At 39.0% G+C, this 16092-nt stretch carries 15 protein-coding genes; 6 read left to right on the forward strand and 9 right to left on the reverse strand.

Annotation, left to right across the window (positions count from 1 at the left end; genetic code table 11):
* Nucleotides 1-287: 287 nt before the first annotated feature.
* Genes K1X82_01185 through K1X82_01195 form a run of 3 tightly spaced genes read left to right on the forward strand, consistent with a single transcriptional unit; the run spans nucleotide 288 to nucleotide 4255 of the window.
* On the forward strand, nucleotides 288-2534 hold the full coding sequence (locus tag K1X82_01185; protein MBX7180695.1) for a CotH kinase family protein: 2247 nt from the start codon (nucleotides 288-290) through the stop codon (nucleotides 2532-2534).
* A 20-nt stretch (nucleotides 2535-2554) separates the two neighbouring features.
* Nucleotides 2555-3517 carry an NAD(P)-dependent alcohol dehydrogenase gene (locus tag K1X82_01190; GenBank protein ID MBX7180696.1) on the forward strand — a complete coding sequence of 321 codons (963 nt, stop codon included), beginning with the start codon at nucleotides 2555-2557 and terminating at the stop codon, nucleotides 3515-3517.
* 3 nt (nucleotides 3518-3520) lie between these two features.
* On the forward strand, nucleotides 3521-4255 hold the full coding sequence (locus K1X82_01195) for a hypothetical protein (protein ID MBX7180697.1): 735 nt from the start codon (nucleotides 3521-3523) through the stop codon (nucleotides 4253-4255).
* Between the two features lie 48 nt (nucleotides 4256-4303).
* Here K1X82_01195 and K1X82_01200 read toward each other — a convergent pair whose 3' ends face one another.
* Genes K1X82_01200 through K1X82_01220 form a run of 5 tightly spaced genes read right to left on the reverse strand, consistent with a single transcriptional unit; the run spans nucleotide 4304 to nucleotide 8544 of the window.
* Nucleotides 4304-5347, reverse strand: a complete 1044-nt coding sequence (locus K1X82_01200) for a nucleotidyltransferase family protein (GenBank protein MBX7180698.1) — start codon at nucleotides 5345-5347, stop codon at nucleotides 4304-4306.
* Nucleotides 5348-5407: 60 nt separating this feature from the next.
* On the reverse strand, nucleotides 5408-6640 hold the full coding sequence (locus K1X82_01205; protein ID MBX7180699.1) for a hypothetical protein: 1233 nt from the start codon (nucleotides 6638-6640) through the stop codon (nucleotides 5408-5410).
* Nucleotides 6637-7260 (reverse strand): glycosyltransferase, encoded by a 624-nt coding sequence (locus K1X82_01210; GenBank protein ID MBX7180700.1) that lies wholly within the window; start codon nucleotides 7258-7260, stop codon nucleotides 6637-6639. The genes K1X82_01205 and K1X82_01210 overlap by 4 nt, the downstream gene beginning before the upstream one ends.
* Before the next feature lies 1 nt (nucleotide 7261).
* A complete protein-coding gene (locus tag K1X82_01215; protein MBX7180701.1) occupies nucleotides 7262-8167 on the reverse strand; it encodes a hypothetical protein in 906 nt (301 codons plus the stop codon).
* Nucleotides 8164-8544 carry a hypothetical protein gene (locus tag K1X82_01220; protein ID MBX7180702.1) on the reverse strand — a complete coding sequence of 127 codons (381 nt, stop codon included), beginning with the start codon at nucleotides 8542-8544 and terminating at the stop codon, nucleotides 8164-8166. The genes K1X82_01215 and K1X82_01220 overlap by 4 nt, the downstream gene beginning before the upstream one ends.
* A 189-nt stretch (nucleotides 8545-8733) precedes the next feature.
* Between K1X82_01220 and K1X82_01225 the strand changes: the two genes are divergently transcribed.
* Complete coding sequence (locus K1X82_01225; protein ID MBX7180703.1) at nucleotides 8734-10038, forward strand: T9SS type A sorting domain-containing protein; 1305 nt, start codon at nucleotides 8734-8736, stop codon at nucleotides 10036-10038.
* Between the two features lie 547 nt (nucleotides 10039-10585).
* On the opposite strand, the gene K1X82_01230 is transcribed toward K1X82_01225, so the two are convergent.
* Together K1X82_01230 and K1X82_01235 are read right to left on the reverse strand one after the other, a co-directional pair.
* On the reverse strand, nucleotides 10586-11284 hold the full coding sequence (locus K1X82_01230; protein ID MBX7180704.1) for a lycopene cyclase domain-containing protein: 699 nt from the start codon (nucleotides 11282-11284) through the stop codon (nucleotides 10586-10588).
* Nucleotides 11274-11750, reverse strand: coding sequence for a sterol desaturase family protein (locus tag K1X82_01235; protein ID MBX7180705.1), 477 nt, complete (start codon nucleotides 11748-11750; stop codon nucleotides 11274-11276). The genes K1X82_01230 and K1X82_01235 overlap by 11 nt, the downstream gene beginning before the upstream one ends.
* Before the next feature lie 371 nt (nucleotides 11751-12121).
* Between K1X82_01235 and K1X82_01240 the strand changes: the two genes are divergently transcribed.
* The gene (locus tag K1X82_01240; GenBank protein MBX7180706.1) at nucleotides 12122-13153 is read left to right on the forward strand and encodes a nucleoid-associated protein; all 1032 of its coding nucleotides are present in this window, start codon (nucleotides 12122-12124) and stop codon (nucleotides 13151-13153) included.
* 53 nt (nucleotides 13154-13206) lie between these two features.
* Complete coding sequence (locus K1X82_01245; GenBank protein ID MBX7180707.1) at nucleotides 13207-14094, forward strand: ethanolamine ammonia-lyase reactivating factor EutA; 888 nt, start codon at nucleotides 13207-13209, stop codon at nucleotides 14092-14094.
* Nucleotides 14095-14114: 20 nt separating this feature from the next.
* Here the strand turns inward: K1X82_01245 and fmt are convergent, their stop codons facing one another.
* Together fmt and K1X82_01255 are read right to left on the reverse strand one after the other, a co-directional pair.
* A complete protein-coding gene (gene fmt, locus K1X82_01250; GenBank protein MBX7180708.1) occupies nucleotides 14115-15095 on the reverse strand; it encodes a methionyl-tRNA formyltransferase in 981 nt (326 codons plus the stop codon).
* Between the two features lie 57 nt (nucleotides 15096-15152).
* Nucleotides 15153-16001 (reverse strand): hypothetical protein, encoded by an 849-nt coding sequence (locus K1X82_01255; GenBank protein ID MBX7180709.1) that lies wholly within the window; start codon nucleotides 15999-16001, stop codon nucleotides 15153-15155.
* Nucleotides 16002-16092: the final 91 nt, after the last annotated feature.

Below are 16092 nucleotides of genomic sequence, written 5' to 3' on the forward strand. Positions count from 1 at the left end.
CAGCCTAAGCGGAATGGGGCGAGGACTACCGCCGAAAGCGTGGCCATTCCGCCCCTTAATCTTACTCCTTTTCAAAAAATGCACTGTTTGGGGCGGAATGGAGCCCGCCAAATAATCCTACCCACCTTTCATCCTTGTGTGTTTAAAAAACCTTACTTTTCCATCCTCGTTTTAACTGGATACCTATGCGGGCTTTTTCTTTTGGGCTTACCGGCCTATTCGTACTTCTCCTTTCAATTTTCAGCACCGGGATTGCGTTTTCACAATGTTGTACCTACACTCTAATTATGCAAGATTCGTATGGCGATGGATGGAATGGAGGTTCTTTGGAAGTGTTTGTTAATCAAGCTTCTGTCGGTATTTATAGTGGTCAAAATGCTTCTAGCTCAGCAACGTTTCAACTATGCGACGGAGATAGCCTGGAATTGGTTTATACCGCCGGAGATTGGGAGGAAGAAAATTCATATCGCTTGTTGGATGGAGCATACCAACTGATATTTCAAAATGGACCCAATCCAACTGCCGGCCTGGCTTTTGCCTCAGTTGGTAATTGCACCACTCAAGCCTTGCCCGGAGCTCACCCCTGTGTTGCCATTCCGGTAGATACGGTTACTTGCACCTTGGCCAATAATTCCGATTATCCGGGAACAGGCTTGTTGCCAAATTGTTCGAGTTATCAAGGTTCGGATATATGGTTTAAACTGGTAGTGCCTGCCCCCGGGAACCTTCGCTTTGAAACCGATAGCGGCAATTTGAACGATACAGGAATGAGTATCTGGAGGGGAGATGATTGCAATAGTCTTCAAATACTAGCTTGTGACGATGATGCCGGTGAAGGCTATTTTTCGTACTTGCAATTGGAAAGTTTGCCGGTGGGTGAGACAATTTACGTGCAAATTTTCGGTTATGGCGGTGCAACTGGTGATTTTCGCTTGTGTATAAAACCCTTTCAACCTGTTCAACTCGATAGCACCGAACTTCCATTGGTACTTATAAATACCGGCGGACAAACCATAGTTCCGGATACCAAAATCGATTGCCAAATGGAAATTAAATACAACGGACTGGGCAGCTTAACTTATGTTACTAGTCCGTCGAATGTGTATAGCGGAATGGTTGGAATAGAAATTCGTGGAGCCACTTCATCCGGATTTCCTCAACATCCGTATGGTTTTGAAACCCGGAATGCAGATGGTACAAACAACGATGTTTCTATTTTAGGTATGCCAAGCGAAAACGATTGGGTGTTGATTTCTAACTATGGCGATATGAGTTTGATGAGAAACTTAATAGCCTACGATTTGTTTGCAAAAATGGGCAATTACAGCATCAGGCAACAACTTTGCGAAGTGCTGGTTGATAGTGTTTATCAAGGTGTTTACCTGATTGGAGAAAAGGTAAAAAGGGATGCCGGAAGAGTAAATATTTCTAAACTGAACCCGGCAGATACACTCGGGGATGAGCTAACCGGCGGTTATATTCTTCAGCAAAATTATTGGAACGATAACAACAGTTTTCTTTCCAATTATTCTCCTATCGATCACCCCGGTTTAGACATTCATTATGTGTACGAATATCCGGACGAATTTGCCATTCAATTGCCACAAAAAAACTATATCGCTTCCTATGTTGATAGCATGGAAACCGCACTCTATGCCGATAACTTTAGCGATACAGCCTTGGGTTACCGCCACTACATGGATGTAAAATCATTTATTGATTATTTTTTGGTGAATGAATTAGCCAGGAACTTTGATGGATTTAAAAAGAGTATTTTCTACCATAAGGACAAGTTTTCAAAAGGTGGAAAAATGAAGGCCGGACCGGTTTGGGATTTTGACTGGGCATTTAAAAATATTTGGGGCTGTCCGTCGAATGAAGTGTTTGATGGTTCGGGTTGGGCTTACCTTATCAATGATTGCGGCGGTCAGGATGTAAATTCAAATGGATATTATGTTCGTTTGCTCCAGGACAGTATGTATGCCAATGAATTGCGCTGCCGTTATGAATTTTACCGGGATAGGTTTCTAAATCCGGAATACCTAAATCATTTTATTGATAGCATAGCCTTGCGGGTGCAACATTCCCAGGAAAGGCATTTCAGCAAATGGAATATTTTAGGACAAGCGGTTGTGGCTCCGGAAGTAGGTGCTGTTGCCACTGAATACCTTGCCGGATTGGATACCTTGAAAAATTGGATTTCGAACCGCTGTGCCTGGTTAGAGGCCAATATTCCCGGTCATTGTAGGGTTGACCCAACCAATGTTAAAACCAACATAACACAACCGGGTTTTGTTTTGTATCCTAATCCTGGTAATGACAAAATCACCATTACTATTGAACAAAAGGAATCCCAGGTAGAATTATTTGTGATAGACCTTTCCGGAAAACGAATTCTAAACAAGGTTTATCAAAGGTCGGGAACCGGAAATTATAAATTGGACTTGAATGTGGGTGATTTGTCACCGGGTTGTTACTGGGTGGAAATGAAGCAAGGGGCCGAGAAACAGGTTAAGAAATGGATAAAATTATAATGGAGAACCAAGCAAAAACCATGAAAGCTGCTGTTTATTCCAGCTATGGTCCACCGGAAATTATTCGTTTAGAAGAAATACCACGTCCAATTCCTAAAGCCGGAGAGGTATTGGTAAAGGTGATGTTCTCGTCGGTAAACCGCACCGATTGCGGATTTCGAAGTGCAGAATATTTTATTTCCCGATTTTGGAGCGGATTGTGGAAGCCAAATTTTTCTGTGTTGGGTTGCGAATTTTCGGGTATTGTTGAGGAAGTAGGGCAGGGGGTAAGCCAATTTAAAAAAGGTGACCGGGTTTTTGGATTCAACGATCAAACTTTTGGCGGACATGCTGAATTTTTAATTCAGAAGGAAAACGATGCCATAGCCTTGATTCCCGAAGGTGTTTCATTTGAAACCGCCGCTGTATTAACGGAAGGTGCTCATTATGCTTTGGTGGATATCAAAGCATCGGGAATAGTTTCAGGTCAGAAGGCCCTGGTGTATGGTGCTACCGGAGCAATTGGTTCTGCAGCTATTCAGATTCTTAAATCTATGAATGTTTTTGTTGTTGCCGTGGTAAATTCTAAAAATTACCAGACTATTCAAAACCTGGGTGTTGTGGATGAGCTCTGGGATTACCAGACCCGGGATTTCACCCAAACGCAACATCGGTTTAATTTGGTGCTGGATGCAGTTGGTAAATCTTCCTTCGGAGTTTGTAAAAAGTTAATGACAGAAAATGGGATTTATATTTCAACCGAATTGGGGAAAAACTGGGAAAATGTTTGGTTGCCTATGTTGAAACCGTTTATGAATGGTCCCAGAGTTATGTTTCCTATGCCCTCCATAGCAAAATCAGACGTGGAATTTTTAGGGGAACTAGCCTCCCAAGGTCTTTTAAAACCAATAGTAGATAGAAGCTATTCATTGGATCAGATAGTTGAAGCCTACCGATATGTTGAAACCGGACAGAAATTGGGTAATGTGCTTTTGAAAATATAATAAATGAAAGCGATTTTTCATAGCATTTGTTATCCTAAACCACCTGTTGTTTCCCCTTGTTTTTGGCTTTGGATTTTCACCCTTGTCGGTTGTGGTATTGCAGAAAAGAAAATTAATTCCTCCAATGCCGATGTCTCAATGGAAACAACCTATCATTGGGAAGATTCTGTTCGAACGTATCTTTCCAAAACAGCCATGGTCGATAGCCTGGAAAGTGCCGGTTTTTATGGCGATTTTAGCCCCTATTCTCTGTTTTTAGTAAAATCAGGTTTTTTGTTTTCGAAAAAGGAAAAAAATACTTTGTTTGCTTATTCTATTTCAGATTCAGCCATACTAGTGCGAAACTTTTTAGAATCCAATGGGAAGTGGAAGGAAAGTTCTAATTCGATCAATTTGCCGATTCATTCCTTTAGTCCGGCTTATTTCCGATTTAATATTGAAGACTATAATTTCGACCATAGAAGAGATATTTTCCTTCAGTTTTATCAAAGCATGGGAAATGCTGATTCGTATGGATATTTATTGATTTTTGATGAGGATTCCCGAAATTTGGTATTGGTTAAAGAGTCGATTGAAATTCCCAATTTAGTTCCTGATTCCAAACATAAATTATTGAAATCGACTAGGTATTCCAATCCCAATTCCGGTGAGGAGAATTATAGTATAACTGAAATTTACTCCTGGGAAAAGAACGCCTTGGTTAAGGTTGATATTCAAAATACTAAATTTGAAAGGTAGTTTGAGTTTAATGCAAATAGAATAAAATCCAGGTAAGGCTTCCTTTCATTAAATCCACTCAACTTTTTTTCTCCAGAACCAGACAAGGCTATAAACTCCAAGTTTTATCCAATAGACTGGGTTAAATTGGGGATTTTTCATATGTTTTCCGTTAAATCCATAATACCAATACAAATGATTGGCATAGGTAGTTTCCGGTTTGTCTAAAAACAAATTTTCAAGAAATCGGATGTAAAATTGGGGTAACTCGGCAACGATAATTCCGCTTGGTAGCAAGGAAGGATAGTTTTTTTGGATTCTGAAAATCAATGCATTTCGTAATTCAGGAAAGCTTTTTAACTGTTCGAAAAACAGAGTTAGATGTTGCCTTTGGGGATCGGCCAATAGCAAGTCTAGCATCCAATGTACATCCCTGGAATACAAGTTGTTAAGCAATGTAAATTCCAAAGCCTTTTTGAGATCTAACAAGGGTAATTTTCCAAATTTAGTAGTTTCCCGAGCTAGGTTTGACAAAAAATACCTTGAATCAAAGCCATTTATAACGGATGGTGAAGGCCTGGTGTGTAAATCCAAACTTAGATTTTTGCTATTTGTGAACCCCAGGGAGTGCTTGTGAACGAACTTACTTTCCCAAAGCGGTCGGGTAGGGGTAAATTGCATTCCTTCCAATACAGATGCGGTTTTTTCTAGATCTTCCGGATGCACCAAAATATCTAAATCCGCCATAGGCCGGGAACCTAAATGGGGGTACTTGGTTAGCAAATACACTGAACCTTTGCAAAAGGCATGGGTTATTCCTCGTTCATCTAGTTGTGAGGAAAGTTGTTTTGCCAATAGTAATAATTGTGTATTGTGAAAATAGGTGCGCTTAAAAAGGCCTTGAATTTTATGCCAAACATCATTTTTCTCTAATGTTTCCTGGTGTCGGAACCATAAATAGGGTAAAAACCTGAACTCGGCTGTTGAAAATCGAATATCGAAATGGCCCGATTGTAACCAATTTTGAAATACCTTCAAGGATTCTGCCTCCGATTCAATAATGCAGGCCTGCAATAACTCCAACGAATCTTTAAAACCGGTTCTTTCGTCCATTTTGAAGGTGCGAAATAATGTAAAATGTAGCTTGGTTTTTCAAGTACCTACTATTTTAAGCTAGTACCAATTTTTTAACAGGTTTTGCAAGGTTTTGGAATTTTCATAATGCTTGAGATAATGAATTAAACCTCCCTCACAATGAATTGCATAGTTTTTAACTTGTGGGTTTGGTTTTGATTGTTTTAATTCCTCTGCATACCTACCCAGGTGTGCCAGATAAAATTGATCCGGTTGGTCGAAATCAAAAATAAAATTGCCGGGTTCTTGTTGTAAAACCTGATCATATACATCAAACACTTTTTTACTTTGAATCCAAGGATTAAATTCTTGTTGAGCATAATTAAAACAGGAATGCCTTAATTCGATCCATTCCTCCATATGGCTAAATGCCCATTCAAGCCAATTAACAAAGTCGTTTTCATCGTTTGCCAATAAACAGTTTTTTTGATGAACTAAGAAGGCATCCAATCCTGTACCTTTTATTAAGATTGGTGGCAATCCTCTCCACATGGCTTCTTGAATGACCAGATCGGAGGAGCCGTAACTTAAAGGGTTTTGCGGATAGCTAAGTAAATGGTATTCGGTAAATCGTTCCCAAACATTGGTTTCAAAAGGATGTAAGTGAATTGGCAACCGGCCTTCGTAAACCAAACTTTGGTTTTCTACTCCAAAAACATCCAGTTGAAAAGGGCATTTTAAAGCCTCATGCAATTCAAGAAATTTGGGATGAAGTTTAAATGGGTTAATGGTTCCTGCATGAATTAATTTCAATCTGTCCGAAGTAGCCTTACCTTCCTGAAAGCCGGTGGGGGGAGTGTGTAAGCCAATTCCCCAAATGGTAGTCATAGAAATACCTATTTCACTATACTCAGATTCTAGTTTAGGATTGGTGAGTAGAATAGCATGGAATGCCTGTAAGAAGCTTGGTGGAATGCATTGTGGAGGTGTATTACCTACAATCCGGCAATGAATGATGAAGCGATTGCTTAATTCCCAATTGGCCAATTTCCTGAAAAAAGTAAAAAAGCTGGGGGTGTTCCAATATTGAATTACCACTAAACTGGTTTTCCTTAGCAAGGATTTTAGTTCATCCTCTTCGGGGGAAATAATTAACCTTACCCGAAGTTTTAGGGCTAATCTTGCCAAATGTGCCTGGTAAGATCGTTCTAATACAACGCAATAAACTTGCTCCGGACGCCTTTCCGGAGGCAAAAACTGCAGTTCAGCTAAAATGTTGGAAAGTCCACCTCCAAAGGTGATTTTCGGGATAATATGGAGGATTGAGCTCATTCCGACCAGTGTTTTAATAATTCAAACACCTCCAGTCGGTAGGCCTTTTGATTCAAAGACAAGTTATTTTCGTGCAAGTGTTTATGGAGCAAAACTTCCTTACACAAGTTGAATTTTAACCCTTGTCTTCTGGCTGCTAAGAACCAGGCATGATCACTGGCGTATGTCCAACGGGTGTCAAAAAGACCATACTTTTCAAAACAGGAACGATGAAAAATAAATCCCCCCGGGGTAAAGGCAGGTTGGATGCTAGATGCAATTCTTTCTTTCTTTTCCCATTTTTCAAGGTAGCAACCAATGGCTTCTAATTCTGGCTGTTTTTGCAAGGCTTTCCATTGGATTTCTAGCTTGTTGGGATCCCAGGTATCGTCTGAATCTAAAAAGCCAATCCATTCTTGGCTAGCCAAACTTATTGCCTGGTTTCGGGCCTGTGCTATTCCAGTACCGGTCTGAATTGTCTGTATTACCGGAAAAGAACCAAGTTTGTCCAAAGTGTCATCGTTTGAATGTCCATCAATTACGATTACCTCGATTGGAAGGAGGCTTTGTTTGAAAATACTTTCCAGGCAACGTTCAATGCTAGCTGCCGAATTCCGGGTAATAACAACTACACTTATCATGTTATAAACATTGAATTACCTTTTTTAGCAGATCAGTGTTTTCTTCTAAAACCGGTCCTAATTGAATGGAGTAAAAAGGTAATTGGCGTTGAAGAAACTTAATTAAGCTTAGCAATTTCATATTCATGGTTCCTACAGTTGTGGAAAGGTAATGGGAAGTAATAAAATGGGCAAGAAGTTTTTCCATTTCTGCATGTTTCATTAATTCAGCAGCCGGAGCAGAACCTAAATCAAAAATTCCTATTCCATGTAAGGGTTGTTTTCCCTGCAATTTACCTTGTTCCAGCGTCAATACTTTTTTCCCATCTCCTCGTTCGAACCAGGCATTGGAAAGTAAATTCAATTCCAGATGAAACCGGGAAATTGCTTCGGGTCTTAGGCTAAGAAAATTATAAATTGGATGGAAGTAGCATTGATTATCCACTATTTCTAAAAAGGTAACATCATCTCCGGCTACCGATAATCCATGCAAGGCACATGAAGCCACGGTTGTGGATTTTCCTGCATTGGAAGTAGCAGGTAACATCAGCCATTTCCCATCACATCCAATGGTAGCTGCATGAATTAACTTGATATCTTTTTCTCTGGCCCAAAACGAAAATGGAATAATAAATGGATAGTTTTCCATAGTGTTTGGATAATCCCAATAAAACCAAACCACTTCACGACTAATCTTGTAATAAATGCCTTGTCCCCATTGGTATTGAAAATTACCATCGTTTTTTTTCCAAAATCCCATTTCCGGTCCTTGGTTTAGTTCCAACGCTAAGGCCGGATTCCAAATTAATGGAATGAGGGGTAATTCTGAACTTGTTTCCGCTTGAATTATAAGTAAACGAAGCAGGTTGTCCAATATTTCAACAGGGGCCTCCACCTTCCAGTTGGCTCCTAAAAAATTGAAAATCATAAGCTTTTTTTCTCAGGCCAACCCAACTCACTCACATCATGGATAGGGTCTAGTTTGATTAAGTCACCCATGTCGTCAAATTTCTTATACGAATATCCATTGAGGTCCAATTTCGGCGGGTCTAACTCATTACCTTGATCCTCCCGGAAACAAAACCCTTCCTCTTTTAAAAAGCTTATGAACAAGTTGGTTTGTTCCTGTAATTCCTCTTGTTGTCTTAATGAATTAATTAATTTTTCACTTGAGCCATTTTGGTATAAGTAGTTGAAAACCAAGAAAGCATTGCCGGATTTTATTGCATAATACGCTCCATCTTCAATGCGAATAGCCATGATTTCATCACCAAAGTTTTCTATATCAAAACTATAATTTCCCATCCCTCAAAGATACAATGAATTGACTTTACCCCGGTTTTCAATTGGCTAAATCTAGAGGGTATTTTATTAAAAATCATTTGCTGCTATTTCCTTAATTGTTTTGGAGGGCTTTGTTTTGGTAAGAATAAGACAAAACTAGAACTGGGATTTTATAGCATTTCATATTCTTGCAAAATATTTATGAATAGTATGATAAAAACATTATCCCTATTAACTCTTATTTCTTTTGGAATTTCTCAGAGTTTTGCTCAAGCATGGCAACCTTGCAACTTATCCGTGAATGGTAATTCAACCTTTGGTACTTCGGTTTGTGTTCACCAGGGTAAATTATATGCCACAAACAATAGTAACGGATTACAAGTAAGTTCAGATAATGGAACGACTTGGTCCATTGTTAATTCGGATATTACTTCTCCCGGTGTTGATTTGTATTCAACCGGAGATCGCTTATATGCGATTTTGCATAATTCCGGATGCAGTTTGATTCAATATTCCACTGATAATGGTCAAACATTTAACTTAGATACAACCGGTTTGCCTACTTGCTACAGCGGTGCAGTTACCATGCCTTCTTCTTTGGGTATTTCCTGGACAAATCATCTGTTGTTTTCATTAGCCGGACCGGATTGGGAATTCTCTCGAAACACCAATGATTTGGCCTGGGTGGATGCCTCCTATTTTGATGCAAACGATTGCAGTGAGTTTTTTGTAAAAAATGATACCTGTTGGGCGGCAACCAATGGCGCAACCAGTAATGGATTAGCCTGGAGCACCGATGGTATTAATTGGACAAGTCCGGTAAGCAACAATATTCCCGAATTTTATGTTCCTTCTCAAATTGCGTTTCTGGGTAATAGACTTTTTATGATGGGCTCGGATGTAATGAATGGTGGTGCAGGGGTGGATACCATTATTAAATATAGCGATGATTATGGGATAAACTTTCAAGACATTAATATTGAACCATACCTCGATGGCTCTGCTGTTTTTTCCCCATCAGGTAAACAAAATACCCTAAACATGTTTTCAGGTTATGGAAAATTGTACCTTACCTTGTCAAATGATGTATATGGTTCAGCACCTGAATTAATAGTTAGTTCTGACAATGGCCTAAGTTTTCAAAAAGATACCGTAGGATTTCCTGATAATATTACCGGAACTACCTTCTTTATTAATTCCATGGCTTTTTTAAATGGATGGGTATTTGCTCAAGTGAATTCGGGCGATTTGTATCGTAAGCAAATTGCTTCAGTCGGTATTAATACAATAAATAGGCCTTCGTTTCAAGTATTTCCTAATCCGGTTTCCTCTTACCTGAAGTTTTCAGAACTTGCTAAAGGATCAATTTTTGATGGCTTAGGTAAAGAGGTGATTGCTTTTGATTGGTGTTCAACTCTAATTGTGGAATCCTTAATTCCGGGTAGTTACTTACTTAAAATAGAAAACCAATTTGGAAAAACCTTCCAACATAAGTTGATAATTATTCATGAATAGTGCTACTAATTAATCAGTAATATCAATTAGTTATTGGTTGTTACATTATTCAAGATTGATTCAGAATATATAGTCATTTTGAAATAGATGTGGATTTTTGAAAAGGACTAAAACCAATTATTTATAATGTTAAACTATTCATTTTATACATCAAATTGCTTGGATTTTTCTAAAATACTATGAATATCTTTCATATACACCTGTTTAAATTTCTAAGTAGCTCCTGGTTTCGGGCTAATTAACCATTTTAAATGGTGGCTAAATATTGGTTTGAAAATCTTCCCACTTACAGAAAAGTGATAGATACAGTATCACCTTGGGCTTGCAATTCAGTGATAGGCTGCACCTCGGGCAACGATAGAGGCAAGTAGCCCACAGCTCCACTACGGCGTTAGCCTAGTGGGGCGAGGACTACAGCCGATAGCGTGACCCGAACGCCGGTGCAAGTTGTTTGGGTTAAGCAAAATGATAATTAGGCGGAGGGGGCCCGCATAACAGAAATTTTTAAGAATAATCTTTTCGACAATGGAATGATCTGTTTCGGATTCTAAAAAAGTTTCAAATTTCCAGACTTGGTTCTTTCGTAAATGAGCACTACCAAGCCATTCATCAGCATTCCATAAAACAAATCTTCCAGCGGAATGGTCAGCAGTCTAACTCCCAAATTCTCCTCATTATTATACCAAACTACCGGCTCTGGAGTTATTGCCCCTGTTAAAATGCCATTAACGATAAAAAATGGAAGTAAGGTTATGAAATACGCTTTTAAGAAAGCCATCAAAAAGGGTTGTTTCCGAATTCCAATCAAATAAACTCCCGCGCCAGAAAACGCCAAAAAGGTGTACCAGCGCTGAATGTAAACTAAACCGATACCCAATAAACTTATACCAAGTATTGTCACCAATTTGCTCAGAAATTTGTTCCAACCCGGTGATGGCCAGAAATATCGAATTACCTCATACGAGAACAAGCATGCGTAGGGAATGCAAATGAAAAAGCAAATTTCCTCCAGTGGTAGGTGAATCAGTCTAAATGCCAAGGTGTATTTTTCATTAAACCCCCATACTCCTAATTGGGTAAACCACGAATCCCAGGCAATAAAAAGCAAGGCGGTTCCAAGAATTCCCAATAAAATGCTTTTCAGGTTACGAATAAAATTTACTCTTCCTTCAAAACTCAACAAAAATGGAACCGAAATCGATCCCAAATTGACGGCCCAATACAGCAGATGTGGATCAAATTTCAAGTTTTCCGAACGATTTCTTATAGTATTTAAACGGAACCCAAAGCATTCCAAAGCATTCACCATCTTCTTTACCCAAATGTTTATGGTGCATTTTATGTGCTCGTCTTAATGCAAGCAAATACCGGTTTGTAGAATGCTTAAACCACTTAAAACGTTGATGTATAAATACTTCGTGAACCCAAAAATAGCAGATGCCATAAATTAATATTCCAATTCCTACCCACATTTTCCAATCGCAACCATCCATTATTCCAAACATCATGAACAGCCAACTCGGTATTGCAAAAATCAAAAAGAAAAAATCGTTCTTCTCAAAAAATCCATAGTGGTCGTGTAAATGGTGATCTTCATGCAAATACCATAAAAAGCCATGCATTACATATTTGTGGGCGGTCCATGCCACGGCTTCCATCACAACAAAGGTGATTAGAATTATCAAGAAGCCGAGCGCAAAAAACGTAAACATGGGGCAAAGATAGGGCCTATTTGGTATAATCCAGGCTGTTTATGGCTGCAATTATGGTAGATTGGAGTTGTTTTTTAAGTAGGCGGGCCCTTTCAGCCTTCTAAGGGATAGGGGTTGAATCAAACTGTTGTGCATGGCTTTCAGGCCGGGCTATCGCCTGTACTCCTCGTCGCCCTTGGCTAGCGCCGCGGGCTCCTGTGGGGTACTTGGCTCTATCCCTGCCCGACCGAACCTCCACCTTTCTTGCCTTTTCCCGGCATGGGTAAACCATTGGCTTTCGTTGGTATTTTGTTCACAAGTATTGATATTTTCCATGTTTGGGATAAATGCTTGTCCTGGCCTCTGAACCTATCTTTGTGCATTCATTTAACATGCTTAATTACGGAAATTCTAATATCCTTGAAGCCAGTCTTCATTTTTGCGGAAATAAAAACAATGGGGAAGATGTAGCCTTGGCAAATCATCCACTCGAACTAAGTGAACAACTTTCGTTTTCCTTGGCAGATTTCATCTTACATCCTTTTTCTAAACTTTTCGAAGAATACCAGTTTATGCCCGAATCCTTGGCAAAGCCGTTGGTTGCTCAGGTGTTTTCAGGAGAAAAAAGTTTGCACGAAGCATCCAAAGAGTTAACGGAACACTTGTATGAAGTTAGTGAACATCCTAAAATTGGTAGTGGTGATGTGTTGGTTTGCTATGTAAAAGGTTTGGCGTTTTCCAATGTTTTTTCAGATGGAATGGTGATTTTGAAGTTTGAAAATACAGAGAATTTCCTATTGACCGATATGGATTCTGATGGCGGAAATGTAACTTTAAAACCCGGTATCAGAAATTCCCGATTCGATAAAGGTTGCCTGATATTAAACCTGGAAGAAGAAAATGGTTTTCGTTGTTTTGTTATTGACAATGCTTCGCGGGGCGATGAGGCATACTTTTGGAAAGAGCGATTTTTAGGTTTGGCACCCAAGCAAGATAAGCATTTTCAGACCAAGCAATTAATGAATGTTTACAAAGATTTTGTGGTGGAGGAGCTTCCTCAAAAATTCGAAGTTTCCAAAGCAGAGCAGTCGGATCTGTTGGCCAGGTCGGTCAACTATATGAAAGAAAATGATCGCTTTCGTATGCAGGAGTTTGAGCAACAAGTAATGTCTCAGCCAGAAGTTATTAATGCATTTAAAGGATATGTGGAGGAACAAACCAGTAACCAGGAGTATACCTTGCCCGAGGAGTTTGAAATTTCTGCACCGGCAGTAAAAAAGCAAGGAAAATTTGTTCGTTCGGTAATAAAACTGGATAAAAACTTTCATCTTTATGTTCATGGTAATCGGGAATACATTCAACGTGGATTCGATGAACAAACAGGTATGCATTTTTATAAATTATATTTTAAAGAAGAAGCTTAATTGCTGAATCTTTTTCTGTGTTTATTCGATATACAAACAATTAAGCTAGTGAAATGAAATTTGCCGCGATTGATATTGGCTCCAATGCAGCCAGGTTGCTGTTAAGCAATGTTTTTGAAGATGGTGAAAAGGTTAGTTTTAAAAAGTCATCCTTGATCAGAGTGCCTCTGCGACTAGGTTTTGATGCCTTTTCTCAAAAGCAAATTTCAGAGAAGAAAATACAGAAACTTTCAGCCACTATGCAGGCCTTCAAAACCCTCATCGATGTGCATGAGGTAATTTCCTGGAAAGCTATTGCAACAGCAGCCATGCGGGAAGCCGAAAATGGAGCAGAAATTGTTGAAAGGGTATTTCAAGAAACCGGTGTAAATATCGAAATTGTTTCAGGAGAGCAAGAAGCGAGTATTGTTTATAGTAATCACATTGCCGAAAGTCTTGATCCTAATAAAAGTTATCTCTATATCGATGTGGGTGGAGGAAGCACGGAAGTAACACTTTTTGCAGATCGTCAGGTTTGTGCCAGTTACTCCTTTAATATTGGTACTATTCGCTTAATTAATAATCAAGTAACCGACGCTGATTGGAAATTTTTAAAAGGTTTTGTTAAAGAGGTTTCAAAAAATCATCAACCTTTGATTGGTATTGGTTCAGGCGGAAATATCAATAAATTGTTTAAAATGTCCGGTAAACAGGAAGGGAAACCGTTACCCACCAAGAAATTGCAGAAATTGCGTGACTCTATTTCAGAACTTACTGTGAGTGAACGAATTACCCAGCTTGGTATGAATGAAGATAGAGCCGATGTAATTGTGCATGCAGCAAATATTTTTTTGTTCATATTAAAACATGCAGACATAAAGAAAATTCTAGTGCCTGAAATAGGGGTTTCGGATGGTATCATCCATTTGCTTTACGAAGAATACAAAAGTCAGCGATCCTAATTCTCTCAATTCCGGTTTGGTTAATTGCCGGCCTTGTCTTTTAGCATCAACCCTGATTCCAGTTTGTGCCCGGCAAGAAATTCTCTGGTAGTCATTTTGCGTTTTCCTTGAGGTTGTAATTCCGTAATGGAAACAATTCCTCCTTGTAAATGCAAATGAATATAACTTTTGTTATCGCTGCTGATACTTCCGGCAGGCAGAATTTGGGACGGTTCTGATAAACATTCGCTGGCGAAAATTTTCACCTCCATTTCTTCACCATTTGGATTTTGCCAAACCAACCAAGCTCCTGGGTAAGGCGAAAGTCCTCTAATTCGGTTATGTGCTTCCGGTGCAGTAAATCGTGGAATAATTTGGCAAGTTTCTTTAAATATTTTAGGAGCGTGTTGAATGGCCATTCCATTTATTTCCTCTGTTTGAATGGTTTCATCAATCTTGCCCAGCTCAAAATCGCGTATGGATTTAACCAGTAATTGAGCTCCGGCAATCATCATTCGGTCGTGCACACTACCTGCATTTTCATTCGGACTTATGCTAAGTTTTTCTTGGGCCCATAAATTGCCGGTATCTATTTCGTGCCTTAATCTAAAAACAGTATAACCTGTTTCTGTTTCTCCATTCAAAATGGCCCAATTTATCGGTGCAGCGCCGCGATATTGGGGCAAAAGGGAACCATGTAAATTGATGGTGCCATACTTAGGCATGTTCCATACAACTTCAGGCAACATTCTAAAAGCAACTACCACTCCTAAATCAATCTGTAAATCCTGAAGTTGTTTCAGAAAGGAGGGGTCCTTTAATTTTTCCGGTTGAAATAAAGGGAGATTTTTTTCCAGTGCATATTCTTTTACAGGCGAAAATCGAATTTTCTGACCTCTTCCAGCAGGTTTATCGGGCATGGTAACTACTCCAACCAAATTATAGCCGGCCTCATAAATGGCCTTCAAAGATTCCACCGCAAAATCCGGTGTACCCATAAACAAAATTCGCAAGGTACTCATTTCAAAAAAAATCCCTCTCCTGTTGTTGAGGAGAGGGATGGTAAAAAAATCTAATTATTATCTGTTTTTGCCGGCTGTCATTCCCGGATCAACTTTAAATGCAAGGGTTTGAGCAGGAATGCTTACGATAGCAGCTTCCCGGAATGCATCTTTAAAAACCAAAGCCATGTTATCGAATTGCATATCAATTCCGCTGGCTCCTTTATCTATTTCATAATAAAGGTTGAATTTATCGTTTTCTCCATCTAAAAGGATAACTGTTTTATCTCGGCGATTGGTTCTTGCCCATTCTTGCCCTTTGCTGGTTTTGCAAACGATTTTATTGGCCTCAATGATTCCAATGTGTTTATCATCACCCTTGTATTCGGCATTAAAACGAACAATGGTTAAATCTGTTTTTTTGTCTAAGGCCTTTAAGCTAACTTTAAAAGGTCCGGCATCTACTTCGTTTGTATTGGCAGGAAGGTTAAAGTCGTTGGCTTCAAATTCGGTGCCTTTGGCCGAAAATTTAGATAATCCTTTTAGGATCAGCTTAAACTCATCTTGGTGCATGTTGACTCCATCAAAGGTCAATACAATGCTGGCTTTTTCTTTTGGTTCAATGATTTCATTTCCTTTATGAGTTGAAAAATCCAAGGCTTTTTTGGGTTTATAACTTCCGGAGGCATTGGTTAATTCAACATCTCCGTACTTAAACATTAAATAATCGTTTGATTTGTTGGTTATTTTCAACTTCATTTTGCAAAACTCCAATTTGGAGACCACATCGATAATTTCAATGCTGTAATCGTTGTTATCAACGGTTTGGGTAAAATAGAAATTGGTGTGTTTGGGGTCTACCTTTTGAGCAACTGATAAACCTGTGAAAAATAAGCCTAAGCAAAGGGAAAGGATAGTTTTTTTCATTGTGAATTAAATTGATATGAGAGTTTTTTTGTTTACAAATTCCGTTCCAAAACTAATGGAATAAATTTCATTTATTTGGAATCATCCAAAG

It is taken from the genome of Bacteroidia bacterium (genome assembly GCA_019695265.1).
Lineage (GTDB): Bacteria > Bacteroidota > Bacteroidia > JAIBAJ01 > JAIBAJ01 > JAIBAJ01.